We start from the raw sequence: 18,271 nt of genomic DNA, 5'->3' as shown, positions 1-18,271 counted from the left end.
TTTTACGATAAACTACTAAAAAAAGAAAGAGGTTGTCCTATATTTAGGACAACCTCACTATGATTAAGATAGTACAGCTTTAATTTTTTGGAACGCCCACTCTAAATCTTCTTCAGAGATTACTAGAGGTGGTGCAATACGAATTACGTTTTCGTGTGTTTCTTTACATAATAGCCCAGCTGCTTTTAGTTGTTCACAGTAAGGACGAGCTGGCTCGTTTAATTCGATACCGATGAATAAACCTTTACCGCGAATGTCAGTAATCATTGGGTTATCAATTTCTTTTAATTGCCCAACTAGTTTTTCTCCTAATTGAAGAGAACGCTCTGTTAATTTTTCTTCTTCTAATACTTCAAGAGCTGCAATAGAAACAGCACATGCAAGTGGGTTACCACCGAATGTAGAACCGTGAGAACCTGGCTCGAATACACCTAAAATGTCGCTGTTTGCTGCAACACAAGAGATTGGGAATACGCCGCCGCCAAGTGCTTTACCAAGTATGTACATGTCAGGAGTTACATTGTCCCAGTCGCAAGCAAATACTTTACCCGTACGGCCTAAGCCTGTTTGGATTTCATCTGCTACGAATAAAACGTTTTCTTTTTTACATACTTCAAAAGCTTCTTGTAAGAAACCAGCTGGTGGAATGTTAATTCCTGCTTCACCTTGGATTGGCTCTAAAATGAATGCAGCTGTATTTGGTGTAATCGCAGCTTTTAACGCTTCTAAATCACCATAAGGAATTACAATAATGCCAGGAAGCATTGGACCGAAGCCGCGCTTGTACTCTTCGTTTGATGACATAGAAACAGCACCCATTGTACGTCCGTGGAAGTTATCTTCACAAACGATGATTTCTGCACGGTTTGCTTCTACCTTTTTCACATCATAAGCCCAGCGACGAGCTGTTTTAATTGCAGTTTCAACAGCCTCTGCACCTGTATTCATAGGAAGTACCATATTTTTATTTGTTAGTTTCGCAACTTTTTCGTACCAAGGACCTAATTGATCGCTATGGAAAGCACGAGAAGTTAACGTCACTCGATTAGCTTGGTCAATTAAAGCGTTAATGATTTTTGGATGACGATGACCTTGGTTTACTGCAGAATATGCACTTAATAAGTCCATATAGCGGTTTCCTTCAGGATCTTCTACCCAAACGCCTTCTGCTTTAGAAATAACGATTGGAAGTGGATGGTAGTTATTTGCCCCGTATGTGTCTGTAAGTTCGATAATATCCTTAGTTTGAATCATGATTGTTCCCCCTTTTGTTATTACAAGAAGTTTGTAAATACTCTAAATATTATAGCATTTAAATATAAAAAAGCGAAACATTTCCTGAAAATATATGAACATGTTATCATATAGAGTGAAAAAGTGTGAAAAAGAGGAGGCAGGGATACGATGGTACATATGCATATTACAGCATGGGCGTTAGGATTAATTTTATTCTTCGTTGCGTATTCACTTTATTCAGCAGGAAGAAAAGGTAAAGGTGTACATATGGGGCTTCGCCTTATGTACATTATCATTATTGTGACAGGTTTCATGTTGTACATGAGTATTGTGAAGACGGCAACAGGTAGCATGCACATGTGGTACGGCATGAAAATGCTAGCTGGTATATTAGTAATCGCTGGAATGGAAATGGTTCTTGTGAAAATGAGCAAAAACAAACCAACAGGGGCGGTTTGGGGCTTATTTATTGTCGCGCTAGTAGCGGTATTATACTTAGGACTAAAATTACCGCTTGGCTGGTACGTATTCAAATAAAAATAAAACCACCTTATAATCTCACATGTTTGGGAGATTATAAGGTGGTTTTTTACTTTATGTCGCATCAATATGCAACTCTTCTCCGTTTACTTTCGTAAATCGCAAAATATTTTTATTAGAGGAAGAGTGGCGTACAAAATGATGCTGCAATGTACAAATCATTTCGTCGTTATCGAATAAAAGAATATTTACTCCTTCGCATGCTTCCTCTTTTGGCAAGAAGGATAAATAATTATGACAATACATGCAATCATATAAAGAGTAATTAAGTGATTGCAATGATTCGGTTAATAATGTAAAGACAGAGTCAGGTAATTCCTCAAGCCATTCATTATAGCTAAGAAGTAATTTTTTTCGAATTCGTATCATTTCCCCGTTTTGGAGAGAATGTTGTTCATTTGCAATTTGTAATATGTCTTGTTCATAAAAACGAGCTGGTAGCCAATTGTTGTTATATAAAATTTCAAAACCATCTTCAGCAATATCTTCTAATAGAAAAGCCTCATCATTTTCATCATCAAAGAATACCCATTCTTTGTTTATATATTCTACATTACCGACTGTATGAGCGCGCGGTTGGTTATACAAAATATGTTTGCGTTGTATCATAGTTCATTTCTCCTTTTATAGAAATAGTTATTCTTGTTATGGACAGTTCGTACGTTCTTTATAACTAGACACACCTAAAGATAGATGGGCATACAATAAAACACGCTTTACACTGTGAAACTGCTATTCCATATGTGGATAGTTATTTATCGTCAAGTTTGTTGTTTTTATGTATCCGCACTCATAGGGTGGGGATTACTGCACGTTCAGAAACAGATATTAGATTAGGAAGGATGATTCTTATGTGCGGGATTACAGGATGGGTGGATTATAAACGCTCATTAGAAGGGGAAAGGGACATCGTGACGAAGATGGCGGAAACGCTAGCGAAACGCGGTCCAGATGATAATAAAGTTTGGATTAAAGGGAACGTCGCATTTGGGCATAAACGGTTAATCGTTGTAGATCCTGAAGGTGGTAAACAACCCATGACTTGTTTAAAAGACGAAACGAGTTATGCGATTTGCTATAACGGAGAGCTCTACAATACAGAAGATATTCGCAAAGAGTTATTAAGAAGAGGTTATACATTTAAAGGGCATTCCGATACAGAAGTACTATTGGCATCTTATATTGAATGGAAAGAAGAATGTGTCGATCATTTAAACGGTATATATGCGTTTGCAGTATGGGATGAGAAAAATGAACGAGTCTTTATTGCCAGAGATCGATTAGGTGTAAAACCGCTTTTTTATAAATATGATAGCGGACGATTATTATTTGGTTCAGAGTTAAAAGCGATACTAGCGCATCCAGATGTGAAGGCGGAAGTAACGTTAGAAGGGTTGTCAGAAATATTTGGCCTCGGACCATCTAGAACGCCTGGTCACGGTGTATATGCTGGTATTCAAGAACTGCGTCCGGGTCATGCAATGACGTTCTCAAAAGACGGTTTATGCATATGGAGATATTGGAATGTAGAAAGTAAAAAACATGAAGATTCATTTGAAGAAACAGTAGAGAAAACTCGTTTTTTATTACAAGATGCGATTACGAGACAATTAGTTTCTGACGTACCACTATGCACTTTTTTATCAGGAGGTGTAGATTCAAGTGCTATCACAGCAATTGCCGCGAAAGAGTATGAAAGATCAGGGAAAGGTCAATTGCACACGTATTCTGTTGACTATGAAGATAACGACAAATATTTTAAAGCGAATGCGTTTCAGCCGAATTCAGATGCACCATTTATTAATTTAATGACAGAGACATTTCAAACAATTCATCATCGCTGCGTCATTTCTAATGAACAGCTAGCACAGTATTTAACAGAAGCAGTACTCGTTCGCGATTTGCCTGGTATGGCAGATATTGATTCTTCATTATTATGGTTTTGCCGTGAAATAAAACAAGATTTTGTCGTCGGTTTATCTGGAGAATGTGCAGATGAAATATTCGGCGGTTATCCGTGGTTTTATAGAGAAGATGATTTACAATCAAGTGCATTTCCGTGGATGCGTTCTACAGAAGCGCGTGAACAACTTCTGAAGAAAGAATGGAGAAATAAATTAAATTTACAACAATATGTGCAAAGGCGCTATGAAGAATCCATTCAAGAAGTTCCTATTTTAGAGGGAGAAAGCCCATTAGAAGCGAAGAGACGACAATTATTTTATTTAAACATGGTATGGTTTATGACAACATTATTAGACAGAAAAGACCGTATGAGTATGGGGGCAAGCTTAGAAGTACGCGTTCCATTTGCGGACCACCGACTTGTCGAATATGCGTGGAATATTCCTTGGGAAATGAAAATGTATAAAAACCGCGAAAAAGGTCTATTGCGTAAGGCTTTAGAAGGATTACTTCCAAATGATATATTGTATAGAAAGAAAAGTCCGTATCCGAAAACGCATAACCCGCACTATACGAAAGCAGTCACAGTATGGCTCCAAGATTTATTAACGGATAAAGGCTCAATTTTGCATGAATTGTTCGATAAGGAGCAATTGAGCGGATTGATCCAGTCTGGCGGCAGTGCATTTCAAAAACCGTGGTTCGGGCAATTAATGACTGGGCCGCAACTTTTAGCTCATTTAGCGCAAATTCATGTTTGGTTTAAAGAGTATGGGGTAAATATTAAAGAATAGAGGAAAGGGCGGCTTACAAAATATATGTAAGTCGCTTTTTTATTAAATGAATTGTCATATAAAATTCGAAATCATATTAGAAATAATACTTATTTAGAATTATTATTTTGACGTACTTATTATTGCTTGTTATAATTGGAAACAAATGTTCTTGAAAAGGATTCTCATTTCCAAAATTGAGGTGCTATATAGATGACGAAGAAAATAGGTTTGCTTGTGATGGCGTATGGAACGCCGGAGTCATTAGATGATGTATACTCGCATTCGTCATGGGCGTAAGCCGTCTGAAGAAGCGCTCCAAAATTTAATCGGACGGTATAAAGCAATTGGTGGAATTTCACCGCTTGGGAAAATAATGAAAGAGCAGGCGCATAAATTAACAGATTCAATGAATAAAATGTTTACAGAGTATGAATTTTTTTGTTACTTAGGTTTAAAACACATTGCTCGATTTAGGAGTTTTATATGACACCGATTATGAATGTAAAGTTGTAACTGATGAATTAAATGCCGCATATTTTAGACTAAATATGCCCAATTCACAATCTGTATTTATTGCTTGTTTAGCTGAAATTGTTTCCAAAAAAATGAAGGAAATAGTTGACAAGGATTTAATTTTGAATAATAATTAGTTTATAATAATTTTAAATAAATAATAATTACTATGAAGGAAAGAGGAGGATCACCCTTGATGAATCCAAATAAGCGCTTAACAACAAACCAAGGTGCTCCAGTTGGAGATAATCAAAACTCTCGTACAGCTGGTCGCCGTGGACCGGTATTGTTAGAAGACTATCATTTAGTAGAAAAACTTGCTCACTTTGATCGTGAACGTATTCCTGAGCGTGTTGTGCATGCACGTGGTGCAGGTGCTCACGGTGTATTCGTAACGAAAAACAGCATGCAGCAATATACGAAAGCAGCGTTTTTACAAAATGAAGGAACTGAAACACCTGTATTCGTTCGTTTCTCAACGGTTATTCATGGTCAAGGTTCTCCAGAGACAGCTCGTGATCCCCGTGGGTTCGCTGTTAAATTTTATACAGAAGAAGGAAACTATGATATCGTAGGTAACCATTTACCGGTTTTCTTCATTCGTGACGCAATTAAATTCCCTGACATGGTGCATTCTTTAAAGCCAGCACCTGATACAAATGTTCAAACGCCAGATCGTTACTGGGATTTCATGACGTTAACTCCAGAATCTACACATATGATGACGTGGGTATTTTCTGATTATGGTACACCGGCAAACTACCGTGAAATGGAAGGATTCGGCGTACATTCATTTAAATGGATTAATGCAGAAGGTAAAATTGTTTACATTAAGTATCACTGGAAACCACAGCAAGGTGTACGTAACTTAAGTGCAAAAGAAGTCGAGCGAGTGCAAGGAAAAGACTTCAATCATGCAACTCGTGACTTGTTCGATGCAATCGAAAAAGGAAACTATCCGAAATGGGATTTACACGTACAAGTGATGCAACTAGAAGAAACGGATTCTTTAGATTTCGATCCACTAGATCCGACGAAAGTATGGCCGGAAGATCGCTTCCCATTAATTGAAGTAGGGACAATGACGTTAAATCGTAACCCGAAAAACTTCTTTGCGGAAGTAGAACAAGCGGCGTTTACTCCAAGTGCAACTGTAAATGGTATTGAACCATCTGAAGATAAATTATTACAAGGTCGTTTATTCTCTTACCCAGATACGCAGCGTTATCGCCTTGGTGCAAACTATTTACAAATTCCTGTAAACTGCCCGTACGCAGCTGTTCGTAACCAACAACGTGATGGTGCGATGCAAGTGGATCAAAACCCATCTACAATAAACTATGAACCGAGTCGCCATACTGAAAATCCGGTTGAAGATCCAGCTTACCGCGATTCAACTATGAAAGTAGAAGGCTACGTATCTCGTGAAAAAATTGAAAAACCAAATGACTTCAAACAAGCGGGTGAGCGTTACCGTTCATTCTCTAAAGAAGAGCAAGACAACTTAATTGCGAACTTAACAAACGACTTAAAAGGCGTAAATGAGCAAACGAAATTACTAGCTATTTGCAACTTCTTCCGCGCAGATCATGACTACGGAATGCGTTTAGCAGGGGCGTTAAATGTTGATATTACGCAGTATGTAGGGAATGTTCCGAAGTAAATAGGAAAAGACGACTGTTAAACGGTCGTCTTTTTTGTGTAAAATCATGCAGGGTATTTTGCGTTTTAGCTATGTCGGAATTCGTCGGTAAATCGATATATTGAAAGAAACGATCGATAAATTTATGGGAATACAGGATGGGGTGTGCTAATCAGTGCGATAAAAGAGATGCAATCTACTATTAATAGATTGCATCTCTTTTTTAATTTACTCGCTCAGTATACTCATAAGCTTTCTCCCCATGCATCGAAATATCAAGCCCCATTTGTTCTTCGTGCTCATCGACGCGAACAGGGAGGAAGAAGTTAATGGCTTTAATAATGGCGTACGTCATTATGATCGTGAATGCATATGTTGCGCCGATTGCTACAAGTTGTTTGAAAAGAAGTGCAGCATTCCCGTAAAATAATCCGTTAGCGCCATCACCGTTTACAGTAGTAGTTGCAAATAGTCCAGTTGCGATACCGCCCCAAGTTCCTCCGATGCCGTGGCATCCAAATGCATCGAGTGTATCGTCGTATCCGAATTTGTTTTTTAAGAAGAAGACAGCACCGAAACATAATATACCGCCAATTGCTCCGATAAGAAGAGCGGAGAAAGGTGTAACGAATCCGCAAGCTGGCGTAATTGCGACTAAACCAGAAACAACCCCGCAAGCAGCTCCCATCGCAGTCGGCTTTGATTGGAAGAACCATTCAGAAAGCATCCAAGTTAGAGCTGAGGCAGCCGCGGCTATATTTGTATTAATAAATGCAGTTAAAGCTACGTCATTTAAAGATAATGCACTACCGACGTTAAAACCGAACCAGCCGAACCAGAGTAAGCCTGCGCCTAACATTGTAAATGGTAAATGATGAGGAGAGGTACCGCTTATGTTTTTTCGTTTTCCTAGGAAGATAGCTAATACGAGACCGGCAACGCCAGATGTGATATGAACGACATTACCGCCAGCGAAGTCGAGCGCACCGAGTTCTCTCAGCCATCCGCCAACGCCCCATACCCAATGAGCGACAGGATTGTAAACGATTGTTGTCCAAAGAAGGATAAAAATAAGAAAGGCAGAAAATCGCATTCTTTCGGCGAATGCCCCTGAAATTAAAGCGGGAGTTAAAATAGCGAACATGAGTTGGAACATCATAAATAAATTGTGAGGAATAGTAGATGAGTAGTCTGGGTTTGGTGCGTAGGTAACTCCGTTTAAACCGAACCAATCGAGATTGCCGATAAGTCCGTGCCAATCTGGTCCGAATGATAAAGAATAACCGATAACAATCCATTGAATCGAAACGATGGCCATTGCGCTATAACTGTGCATGGTCGTGCTGAGTACGTTTTTACTGCGAACCATACCCCCGTAAAAAAGTGCTAATCCTGGTGTCATCAACATGACCATTACTGTAGTTACAAAAATAAAAACTGTATCTCCCGTATTCATTCTCTCTCCTCCTATGATGTTAGAAAAAATAACATCGACTTGTTATGTTTCATATCATATTCGAAATAAAAAGAAAAATCAACTAAAAGTTCAGAAAACTTTTTAAGTCGTGTTAGAAAACCTAACATTAGGTATTTTGGAGGAATAAAATCAACGTATGCGATTTGTTCTGATAATTGGTATAATATTCTTACAATTGGGAGTTTGGGGGATGCGTGTGAAAAGAATATGGACTAAGGAACTATTCATTTGTTTTTGTTTAGCTGTTATTTTGTTTGTACCAGTACATACTTTTGCGGAAGAAAAAAGGGAATGGCGAGATGAAGTTATATATTCCATTATGATTGATCGCTTCAATAACGGAGAACCGAAAAATGACAAACAGTTAGACGTTGGTAATTTAGAAGGGTATCAGGGCGGAGATATAAGAGGGATTATAAAAAGATTGGACTACATAAAAGAAATGGGATTTACTACTATTATGCTTTCACCGCTTTTTGAAAGTGAAAAGTATGATGGATTAGGCGTTCGAAACTTTCAAAAAGTAAATGAACATTTCGGAACAGAAAATGATGTGAAAGAACTTGTAAATGAGGCTCATCAAAAAGGAATGAAAGTTGTCTTTCAATTTACGTATGAAGAAAATGAACAAAGATTAATAGACTCGATGAAATGGTGGATAAAAGAAGTCGATTTAGACGGAAGTTATGTGATACATAGTGAAAAAAAGCCGCGTACTTTTTGGGATGAAGTGCAAAAGGATTTGCAGAAGGTAAAGAAAGATTTTCGTATTATGGCAAAGGAAGATAATGAGTACTATAAAAAAATAGTAGAGTCATTTTCAAAAGTAGATATGTCTGTGAAGCCTTTATATGATGTGAGCGGAAAAGAAGAGGAATTCGCTACGTTTTTAGATAATCAGGAAACAAAGCGGTTTGCGCGTATTGCAAAAGAAAATATGTATTACCCGCCGTCTCGTTTAAAACTAGCGCTCACTTACTTATTAACATCCCCGGGGATACCGAATTTTTATTACGGAACTGAAATCGCATTAGATGGGGGAGATGCTCCAGATAATAGACGATTAATGGATTTTAAATCGGATGAAAAGTTTATGCAACATATAACGAAGCTAGGTGAACTTAGACAAGCGAGACCATCTTTACGACGCGGTACGTTTGAACTTCTATATGATAAAGATGGAATGAGTATACTAAAAAGAAAGTATAAAGACGAAGTAACATTAGTAGCGATTAATAATACGAAAGAAACGCAAAAAGTTTCCTTACCTGTAAGTGCAATTGGTGATAAACAAGAGTTAAGAGGATTGTTAGAAGACGAAATTATAAGAGAAGAAAACGGAAAATTTTACCTTGTTTTAAAGCGCGAAGAGTCGAATGTGTATAAAGTTAGCGAAGAAACTGGTGTGAATTGGTTATTTATCTCCTTAATAGTCGGTGTGAATGTATTGTTTATTGCATTTTTAATTGTGGTTAAAAAGAGGAGGAAATGAGGGGGCTCTCTTTTGCGCTTAATTGATAGTTTATGATGAGGTGAGATGTTTGAGAAAAAAGAAGTGGTTCGCTCTATGTTTTTGTCTTCTTATCGTATTCGTAAGTTTGTATTTTGGGGACAACGGTGACGATGGGGAATTTGTTCGGTGGGGCGATAGTGTTCATTCTGTTGATACAGCGGTTCTTAAGAGAAATAATATTAAATACAAAGTTGAAAATGATAAAGTGTATATTCCAGAAAAATCATTTGATAAAGCAATATATTGTTGCTCGTAATAAGTAGAAAACCTCCTCTGAATAGAGGAGGTTTCTTTTTAGCGGTAGTTAATGAACTGTACGTCGATTGGTAAGTCAACGCTGCGAACGGCTGCGATTACTGCTTGTAAGTCATCACGGCTTTTTGCTGTTACGCGTACTTGGTCATCTTGTACTTGTGTTTTCACTTTTAATTTCATTTCTTTAATGATGTTGTTGATTTTTTTCGCGTTATCTTTATCGATACCTTGTTGCAGAGTTGCACGTTGGCGAACAGTGTTACCAGATGCAGTTTCAACTTTTCCGTAGTCCAAGTTTTTAATTGGAACGTTACGTTTTACAAGTTTAGAAATTAGAACGTCTTTTACTTGGTCTAATTTGAACTCGTCATCAGAAGTTAAAACAAGTACTTCTTTTTCTAATTTAATATCACTTTTACTACCTTTAAAGTCATATCGGTTTTGGATTTCCTTTAATGCGATGTTAATTGCGTTTGTTACTTCAGGTAATTCTACTTTCGAAACGATGTCAAAAGAACTCTCTTTTGCCATAGTTAGCACCTCCAAATAAATTTCTATCTTTTAATGCACCTAAATAGGCTATGTAATATACATATTAAAGTATAGCGGAAAATACATCGATTAGATAGAGTGTTGCAACTTAAGTGTTTTGACGGATCATCCGTAGGGTAATATAGTCCTATAGATAAAGTCTTTATTTAATTATAGTGAATTTTGGGCAGTTGGACAAATAAAGGAAAAATCGTGTTATAATTAACTTTTGTTTGGAATGATAAAAAAGATAACTTTATATATATAGAAGGGAATTAAAAAATATGTATTTGCAATTAGGATCGATTGAACAGGTAACTGTTTTACGCGAAACGGAAATCGGATATATGGTTGGAAACGAAGAGGAAGAAATCTTCCTACATAAAAACGAATTAGCTGGAGAAATTGCAGAAGGCGATACGATTGATGTATTCTTATACCTTGATCACCAAAATCGTATTTCAGCAACAATGAAGGAACCAATTATTACAACACATGATTGGAATTGGGTAAAGGTTGTAGAAGTTATTCCTAGTTTAGGTGTGTTTGTTGATATTGGTGTATCAAAAGATATACTAATTCCACTTGATGAGTTTCCAATTTATATGCCAGTATGGCCTGAGGAAGGCGACGAATTATATTGTACGTTAAAATTAACGAATCGTGATCGTTTAATTGCTCTTCCGGCAAGAGACAGTGATATGCAAGAAATTATCGTAGATGCAACGCCATCTATGCGTAATAAAAACGTAAATGGACGTGTGTATCGCTCACTTCAAGTTGGTTCATTCATACTAACTGACGAGCATTTCCGTGCTTTCTTACACCATACAGAAAGAAAAGAACAAGTCCGCATCGGTGAGCGCGTAACAGGCCGTATCATTGACGTGAAAGATGACGGTACAATCAACATTTCACTTCTTCCTCGTAAAGAAGAAGGAATGGAAGATGATGCAGCAGTACTTTATGCATATATGGAAGAACGAGGCGGAGCGATGCCTTTTTGGGATAAGAGCAACCCAGAAGACATTAAAGAACGTTTCAATATGAGTAAGGCTGCCTTTAAGCGTGCACTTGGTAAACTGATGAAAGAAGAGAAGATTTACCAAGAAGAAGGCTGGACTTACTTTAAAAAATAAAGTGAATGAAAAAGATCTATTTTTCTCTAGTTTTTTAGGAGGAAAATAGGTCTTTTTTTTTATTTCATTTTTTTGTAAAAAAAGACAAATTAATTGAAAATTCGATATTTTCTTGATATTATTCGAAGTGTTAGGGATTATTTTAAAAAAGGAGAAGTTTCTTCTAGCTTTAATCCGGTTACAAATAGTAGTGTAGAGAATGTAACGGAACAAGGATGTATTCCTGGATGGATTCGAGGAGACGGGACAAGTTGTGATCCAAAAGATGTTTCTCATCAGGAAAGTTTTACAGGAGGTTCGTCTATTTTATTAGAGCGTAGCCAATATGGTGGTTCAAATGTAGGGTATGGTCATCATATAGACTTAAATCAGAAAAAGGCGGAACCAATCACGTTAACAGGAATGTCTAAATCTGAGAATGTAGAAAATGATGCGCCAGATAAACTATCACGAGACTATGCGATTTGGGCGGATGTGCATTATCAAGATGGCAGCGGTGAAAATTATCAAGCAAAATTCCCAAGTGGGACAAATGATTGGAACCGTAGTGCGGTTGTCATTCCAGCTAAGAAACCAATTAAGCGTATTCAAGTGTACCTATTATTTAGAAACAATAATAAAGGAAAAGTATGGTTTGATGATGTTCGTTTATTAGAAGGAAATGCTCTTATTAAAAATGAGTACGACAACGACGGAAATGTGGTTGCTGCATATGATGAAGAGGGGCAAAAAAATACATTCACGTACGATGCATCAGGAAATAAAAAGAGCGAGACAGATGAAAAAGGAAATACAAAATTATATGATTACAATAAAGATAATCTATTAACAAATGTTACATTAAAGAATGGTACCTCTGTAAGCTATCTTTATGATCATAATGGAAATACAACAGAAAAATCTGTCATGTTTGGTGGGAAAACACAAACACACAAATATGAATATGATGTAGATAATAAAAATACAGTGTATATCGATGCGTTAAACCGTCGTATTGAACACACATATGATGAAAATGCAAACAAAATTCAGACAAAAATGCCAAATGGTTCGATTTTAGAATCTGTATATGATTCAGCGGATCGCGTCATTGGTGAAAAGCGAAATGGAAAAGATTCAGTTACATTCGAACGTGATGAGAATGGACAAGTTACGAAAGTCAAAGACCATGTCAACGGCGTAGAACGTACGAAAACATACGATAAGGCAGACCGCGTCACAAGTGCAACGGATAGCCGGGGCGGAAAGATTGACTGGACGTATCATGACAAAGCAAACAGTAAGACAGAAAAGCTAAAAGAACAAACAGTAACGCAAGGTGGATACACAAATAAAGTATCGTATGACTACAACACGTTAGATCAAAATATTCGTGTGACAGACGGTTCTCAAACGTATCGATTTGATTACGATGATCAAGGGAATGTTCGTACGTATACAGCCGGAAATGGTTCAGGTTCTACATTCAACTATGACCATGCGAACAAAATTAAAGATTTAGTAGTAGGTACGTCAAACAGTATTCTACTTTCTGAACGATATGAATATGACCAAGCGGGTAACCGTACGAAGATTAAACATGAAGGTGCGGGCGGAAAAGTAACAGAAACAAACTTTGTATATGACCCGATCAACCAACTATTAAACGAGACATTACAAAACGGAACAAGTAAATCATACACATATGATGGATTTGGTAACCGTACAAGTGTGAAAGTTGTAGAGAATGGAAAAGAAACAAAGTCTATAGCGGCAACATTCAATGAAGGAAATCAGCTTGTAAAATTCGGGAACGAATCGTTAACGTATGATGCGAATGGAAATCGTACATCAGATGGAAAGTACAAGTATACGTGGAACGAAGATGACCAGATTGTAGCTATCACAAAACAAGGGGAGAGCAATGCATTCGCAACTTATAAGTATGACGAGGATAATCGTCGTATTGAAAAGAATGTAAATGGCCAAGTAACACGTTATTTCTATGATGGGGATAGTATTAATCCGTTATATGAGACAGATGGAAATGGGAACGTCCTTCGTCAATATGTATACTCTACAAGTGGCGTGCGTCTAGCGATGAAATCACAAGGACAAACATTATACTATCACTATAATCCTCGTGGTGATGTAGTCGCGATGACAGATCAAAATAGAGAAGTTGTAGCAACGTATGAATATGATTCGTGGGGTAATGTATTAAAGAGTGATACGAAAGGTATCGCAGCAGATAATCCATTTGGATATGCGGGATACATGTATGATAAAGAGATTGGTATGTATTACTTGATTGCGAGATACTATCAACCAGAGCATGGTGTGTTCTTATCGGTGGATCCTGATCCGGGTGATGAAGATGATCCGGTTACAATGAATGGATATACGTATGGTGATAATAATCCGGTGATGATGGTGGATCCGGATGGGCATATAGCTTGGTGGGTTGGTAGTGCGGCTATAAGTGCTGGTTTTGAAGTAGGAAAGTATCTATATAAAAATAGAAATAAGGGATACACATGGAAAGGAGGAATTAAAGCAGCGGGATATGGAGCGGTAAAAGGTGTGGCTTTTGGTGGGCTAGGAAGGACCTTTGGCTTTATTAGTCCTCTTAAGGGCTTGGGAAGAGGAGTTTTTCAAAAAAGAAGTTTCACACCTGCAATTAGGCAAGGAATAAGCAATACAAAACGATTGATGAATAATCCTAGAAAACATATCCAAAGGAATCCAGGAGTTCGGCTAGATGGAATGAAGAGGGCGAAAAAACAAAGGGAAAAAGCGTTTAAAAATTCAACGACAGCAAAACTTATGAAAATTTCTAATGCTGTAGGAAAACGTAGATAGAGAAAAGAAGGGATGCACAGTGTGGATAGATTTTTTAGAGTTTATAATAGTTTTGAGTTTAAGTTTAATATTAATATTGATTGTTTTATTTCAAGAAGGTTGTGTAATTAATATTAAAGAAAGTATTAATAATAGTAGGATTTTGTTTATTATTCAAGGCATACGTATGTTCCTAGGAATGTGGACAGTATTTGTGACAGAAACTACTATAATTGCTATATCAAAAGTGACGGCAATCCAATTGCTAATTTTGCTTACTATTTGTACATGCTCGAAGTATGTACAAAAAAATGGTGAAAATTGGCTAATTACTATAGTTGCTTTTGTTATTTATGGTGTTGGTACTTACATGTATATTCAGTTTGCTTTTAGAGGCTATTAATATATCAACAGAAAAATTAGTGGTTAGAAAGATTCATTTGTTAAATGTGTGTAAATGAAAAGTTACCATATGATGTAGAAGGGGATGAAGAATAAATAGAGAAATGATTTGGGGAAGGAAGAGCGAATATAGGCTCTTCTTTCTTTATATATGTCACAGTGATGTAGTCGCGATGACAGATCAAAATAGAGAAGTTGTCGCAACGTATGAATATGATGCATGGGGTAATGTATTAAAGAGTGATACGAAAGGTATCGCAGCAGATAATCCATTTGGATATGCGGGATACATGTATGATAAAGAAATTGGCACGTATTATCTGATGGCACGTTATTATAATCCAGATCATGGTGTGTTCTTATCGGTAGATCCTGATCCGGGTGATGAAGATGACCCAGTTACAATGAATGGATATACGTATGCAGACAATAATCCGGTAATGAAGATCGATCCTGATGGGCATGCTCCATGGTGGGTTGCAAGTGCAGCGATGGGTGCTGGTTTTGGATTAGCTTCTTATTTATACAAAAACAGGAAGAGTGGATATAGTTGGAAAGGTGCTTTAAAAGCCACAGGGACAGGTGCTTTACGTGGTTTGGCTTTCGGAGGAGTAGGGAGAGTTTTAGGTTTTATAACTCCTGTGAAAGGGGGGCAAGACTTCTGGGGAAAACTATCCAAGGAAGAGAGACTGTCCCGTTTAAACAGGTGGGTCGTAATGTATCCCGATTGGCTAAAAATCCGAAAAAATATTTTGGAAGGCTTCCAGGAGCGAGGTTAGAGAGTATAGCTAAAGCGAGGAAGAATTCTACAAAAGCAAAGTTAATGCGTATTTCTAATGCGATAGGAAAGCGTAAATAAATTTAAAGAAGGAGAATTGAAGAATTGATAGCGGTTTTGGAATTTATTGTGATTCTTGTTTTAAATATTTTAATAGCGTCTGTTATTCTTTTGCAAGATTACTATGCGGGTAGTATAAAACTATTTTATTATCAAAAAATCGCTGCTGCGGTTATAGTTATACGTTCATTTTTGAGTATATGGATTACCTATTCTATGATAGCTACACTATTGGGGACATTAAAAATCTTAGTAGTTCAATCAGTTATATTACTTTGCCTTTGGGGGCTTATGCAGTATGTAAAGAAGTGCGGGGGAAAGTGGTATATTACAATGATTGCACTTATTATTTATGGTCTTAGCTGTTATTTTCATATTATGTATGCTATGACAGTGTAGAAGAAGTTTATAAAATGTAGGAAATATTGGTGTATATAATGTTGGTTTAATTGTAGTTGTATTAGCGATTATGTTAAAAAAGGACAATGTAAAGTGGTAACGGTGTTAGTAGTGAGTCTAATATATGCTATTTTAATAAGTTTTACTTCCTATATGTCGCTCTTGGGTTACGCAATTAACACGATAATTGTAATTTTTCTGGGAGTTAGTTTCTTCTTAGCTGGTATTTTTGAAAAAGAAAAGTAAATTCAGTGTATCTCAAAATCTAAACAGGTAGTTTGATTTTGAGATACACTTTTTTGATACAAAGTAATCCGCTATACGAAACAGATGGAGAAGGAAATGTGATCGCAAGTTACGAATATGATGCTATTACTCTAAGGTATTGTTCGCAGAAGGATAAACAATGGAAGAAGGTCATATGGTGGAAAGAAGAAAAGAACTTGAGATGGTATTTTTAGGGGGCGAAAAAAAGATAACCATTGCATCATTTGGATCTTTGTATCCAAATGATGATGAGTTGTATTTACGTGATTTACAACTGAATTTCTTAGCTTTATCCTCAAATAATGTCCATTATGAGTATAAAGGGCCAATGTTTTTGATGAGTGAAATAATTGGATTTGGTAAAAAACTAGAAGCATTACTACGAAAAGAAATTAAGGAAGCTGTATTGAGTGCCGATGAAGAGGAAATGGATCTTAAAGTGAAGCTCAAAAGAAATCGATTTTTCGTATACTTTACTTTTTCTAAAAATGATTTAAAGAGTGAAAAATGGGAGTATGAAGTATCATTTGAAGCGGATGTAAAAAGTATAGAAGAGGTATGTTATAACATCAAAAAGTTATAGGATTAACTATTCTATAGTTTTTAGAAGGTAGGATAGTTTTAGCATTAAAACTAAAAATGGTGAAAAATTAGGGGAGCCAATCAAATAATCGAAATGAACCTTCATTCTTTAGGAAATATGAAGTAATGAGGCTGATAATATGCATATTTGGACGCTGAGGAATTGGAAAGAATATTATAATTTAGAAGAGAAGAGTCACCGTACGGGACTACGATTGAAATTTGATACAGATGTTGATCCTGAAGTAAGAAGAGCCATTAAGGAATTTTGTAAATGGTTGCGCCGAGAATACTTTTTCCCAATTAGAGTACCTATTTATGTGAAAACTTCATATAAAATAAAGACAATGGATGGAGAGCTAGTCTATGGTACTTTCTTTGGGCCGTTTGATCGAAATGTTGAGCCGTATATTCGTATTTCGACAGGGGATTATTATGATACGGTGCAGAAAAATGGAAAAGATAAAGCTTTAGGGTACTATCTGGTTACTATTGCGCATGAGCTAACGCATTATTTCCAATGGATTAATGATATAAAACTAACGAGAATTGGATATGAGAGGCAGGCTACTGCTTATTCAGGATATATTATTGATGAGTATAAAGGAACTAGAGAGCATCCGTAAAGTAGAAACTGTATAGCTAGCCGGAAGTATGAGGATTCCACATTTGTAATGAATGTTTAGTAACCCTTGGAAAAGGAGATATGCATATGAAATTTTATAACGCTGGATACCTCATAATTTCCTATGATAGGGAACTTATCTATAAAGAATGCAATATTGAGGGACTATCAAAAACGATTTTAACGATATGTAATGGGATACGGCCTACATTTCCGGATTATTGGTTTTTCCCTTGGTGTAATTCAAATAAAAATGATCCTATTGCTCAGATGATAAATGGAAGATTGAAGATTAGTAAAGAGGAACATGAAAGTGGACAATCTTTTTTAGATACACTAATGGAAGAAGAAAAGTTCTCGTGGCCGAATACTTTTAAAAATTTAGAAGATGCGAGATTCTTTAAGCGAAATTATTTAAAAGGGATAGAAAATTTAGAGATTATTAGTTTGCATCTTTCAGAAGAGTATCGGACGGGTTTTTTAATGAATGAGCGAGAAGAAAATGACTTTAAAGTTTCTATATATGACTTTCTCGAAAGTTCATTACCTGTTGATGTTGAAAACGATGAAATATTAGGATTTGATATATGTGGCTTTAGTAACAATAATTTTTATTCTTTTATTCATAACAATTTACAAGAGGATTTTGGTAAGAAATTAAATGAATTATCACTTGTTGATAAGTATGAAGATGCAAAGCAGATTATTCATTTAATTGATAATGGGGAAATTGAGGCAGAAGAGGTATTGTGGTATCCGTGGTTAATTGTGAAATGCATATAATCTTTTAAAGAAAGAGGTATAAGCACCG

At 36.5% G+C, this 18,271-nt stretch carries 16 protein-coding genes and 2 pseudogenes; 14 read left to right on the top strand and 4 right to left on the bottom strand.

Annotated features, from left to right (window positions below; all coding sequences use genetic code 11):
- Window positions 1-63: 63 nt before the first annotated feature.
- On the bottom strand, window positions 64-1,254 hold the full coding sequence (gene rocD, locus MHH66_RS20730) for an ornithine aminotransferase (protein ID WP_000616665.1): 1,191 nt from the start codon (window positions 1,252-1,254) through the stop codon (window positions 64-66).
- A 150-nt stretch (window positions 1,255-1,404) separates the two neighbouring features.
- On the opposite strand from rocD, the gene MHH66_RS20725 reads away from it, so the two are divergent.
- Complete coding sequence (locus MHH66_RS20725; protein ID WP_002011256.1) at window positions 1,405-1,773, top strand: YisL family protein; 369 nt, start codon at window positions 1,405-1,407, stop codon at window positions 1,771-1,773.
- 57 nt (window positions 1,774-1,830) lie between these two features.
- Here the strand turns inward: MHH66_RS20725 and MHH66_RS20720 are convergent, their stop codons facing one another.
- On the bottom strand, window positions 1,831-2,385 hold the full coding sequence (locus tag MHH66_RS20720; protein ID WP_002140810.1) for a DUF2777 domain-containing protein: 555 nt from the start codon (window positions 2,383-2,385) through the stop codon (window positions 1,831-1,833).
- 242 nt (window positions 2,386-2,627) lie between these two features.
- Between MHH66_RS20720 and asnB the strand changes: the two genes are divergently transcribed.
- The 3 genes and pseudogenes from asnB (at window position 2,628) to katB (ending at window position 6,633) form a co-directional block, all read left to right on the top strand.
- Window positions 2,628-4,475 carry an asparagine synthase (glutamine-hydrolyzing) gene (asnB, locus tag MHH66_RS20715; RefSeq protein WP_078184079.1) on the top strand — a complete coding sequence of 616 codons (1,848 nt, stop codon included), beginning with the start codon at window positions 2,628-2,630 and terminating at the stop codon, window positions 4,473-4,475.
- Between the two features lie 192 nt (window positions 4,476-4,667).
- A pseudogene (locus MHH66_RS28650) lies at window positions 4,668-4,929 on the top strand (ferrochelatase); the annotation flags it as partial.
- Between the two features lie 237 nt (window positions 4,930-5,166).
- Window positions 5,167-6,633 carry a catalase KatB gene (katB, locus tag MHH66_RS20705; protein WP_078184080.1) on the top strand — a complete coding sequence of 489 codons (1,467 nt, stop codon included), beginning with the start codon at window positions 5,167-5,169 and terminating at the stop codon, window positions 6,631-6,633.
- 202 nt (window positions 6,634-6,835) lie between these two features.
- Here katB and MHH66_RS20700 read toward each other — a convergent pair whose 3' ends face one another.
- Entirely contained in the window at window positions 6,836-8,068 is a 1,233-nt protein-coding gene (locus MHH66_RS20700) for an ammonium transporter (protein WP_002158903.1), read from the bottom strand.
- A gap of 157 nt (window positions 8,069-8,225) precedes the next feature.
- Between MHH66_RS20700 and MHH66_RS20695 the strand changes: the two genes are divergently transcribed.
- Both MHH66_RS20695 and MHH66_RS20690 read left to right on the top strand, forming a co-directional pair.
- Window positions 8,226-9,581, top strand: coding sequence for an alpha-amylase family glycosyl hydrolase (locus MHH66_RS20695; protein ID WP_078184081.1), 1,356 nt, complete (start codon window positions 8,226-8,228; stop codon window positions 9,579-9,581).
- Between the two features lie 49 nt (window positions 9,582-9,630).
- Complete coding sequence (locus MHH66_RS20690) at window positions 9,631-9,858, top strand: hypothetical protein (RefSeq protein ID WP_078184318.1); 228 nt, start codon at window positions 9,631-9,633, stop codon at window positions 9,856-9,858.
- Window positions 9,859-9,896: 38 nt separating this feature from the next.
- Here MHH66_RS20690 and MHH66_RS20685 read toward each other — a convergent pair whose 3' ends face one another.
- Window positions 9,897-10,388: a YajQ family cyclic di-GMP-binding protein gene (locus MHH66_RS20685; protein ID WP_002030284.1), complete on the bottom strand. Its 492-nt coding sequence runs from the start codon at window positions 10,386-10,388 to the stop codon at window positions 9,897-9,899.
- 284 nt (window positions 10,389-10,672) lie between these two features.
- Between MHH66_RS20685 and MHH66_RS20680 the strand changes: the two genes are divergently transcribed.
- The 8 genes and pseudogenes from MHH66_RS20680 (at window position 10,673) to MHH66_RS20645 (ending at window position 18,243) form a co-directional block, all read left to right on the top strand.
- Complete coding sequence (locus MHH66_RS20680; protein WP_002158901.1) at window positions 10,673-11,527, top strand: CvfB family protein; 855 nt, start codon at window positions 10,673-10,675, stop codon at window positions 11,525-11,527.
- 144 nt (window positions 11,528-11,671) lie between these two features.
- Window positions 11,672-14,368, top strand: a pseudogene (locus tag MHH66_RS20675) (RHS repeat domain-containing protein); the annotation flags it as partial.
- A 19-nt stretch (window positions 14,369-14,387) separates the two neighbouring features.
- Window positions 14,388-14,750 (top strand): hypothetical protein, encoded by a 363-nt coding sequence (locus MHH66_RS20670; protein ID WP_078184083.1) that lies wholly within the window; start codon window positions 14,388-14,390, stop codon window positions 14,748-14,750.
- Window positions 14,751-14,922: 172 nt separating this feature from the next.
- Window positions 14,923-15,528, top strand: coding sequence for an RHS repeat-associated core domain-containing protein (locus MHH66_RS20665; RefSeq protein WP_234803702.1), 606 nt, complete (start codon window positions 14,923-14,925; stop codon window positions 15,526-15,528).
- A 104-nt stretch (window positions 15,529-15,632) separates the two neighbouring features.
- The gene (locus tag MHH66_RS20660) at window positions 15,633-15,986 is read left to right on the top strand and encodes a hypothetical protein (protein WP_078184084.1); all 354 of its coding nucleotides are present in this window, start codon (window positions 15,633-15,635) and stop codon (window positions 15,984-15,986) included.
- A gap of 406 nt (window positions 15,987-16,392) precedes the next feature.
- Window positions 16,393-16,836, top strand: coding sequence for a hypothetical protein (locus MHH66_RS20655; RefSeq protein WP_078184085.1), 444 nt, complete (start codon window positions 16,393-16,395; stop codon window positions 16,834-16,836).
- A 139-nt stretch (window positions 16,837-16,975) separates the two neighbouring features.
- A complete protein-coding gene (locus tag MHH66_RS20650; protein ID WP_078184086.1) occupies window positions 16,976-17,461 on the top strand; it encodes a hypothetical protein in 486 nt (161 codons plus the stop codon).
- 86 nt (window positions 17,462-17,547) lie between these two features.
- Window positions 17,548-18,243 (top strand): hypothetical protein, encoded by a 696-nt coding sequence (locus MHH66_RS20645; RefSeq protein ID WP_078184087.1) that lies wholly within the window; start codon window positions 17,548-17,550, stop codon window positions 18,241-18,243.
- Window positions 18,244-18,271 lie beyond the last annotated feature (28 nt).

Source organism: Bacillus sp. FSL H8-0492, from assembly GCF_038006145.1.
Classification (GTDB): domain Bacteria; phylum Bacillota; class Bacilli; order Bacillales; family Bacillaceae_G; genus Bacillus_A; species Bacillus_A mycoides.
The sequence above is the reverse complement of the archived record's forward strand: the minus strand, read 5'-3'. Positions and strand labels throughout refer to the sequence as shown.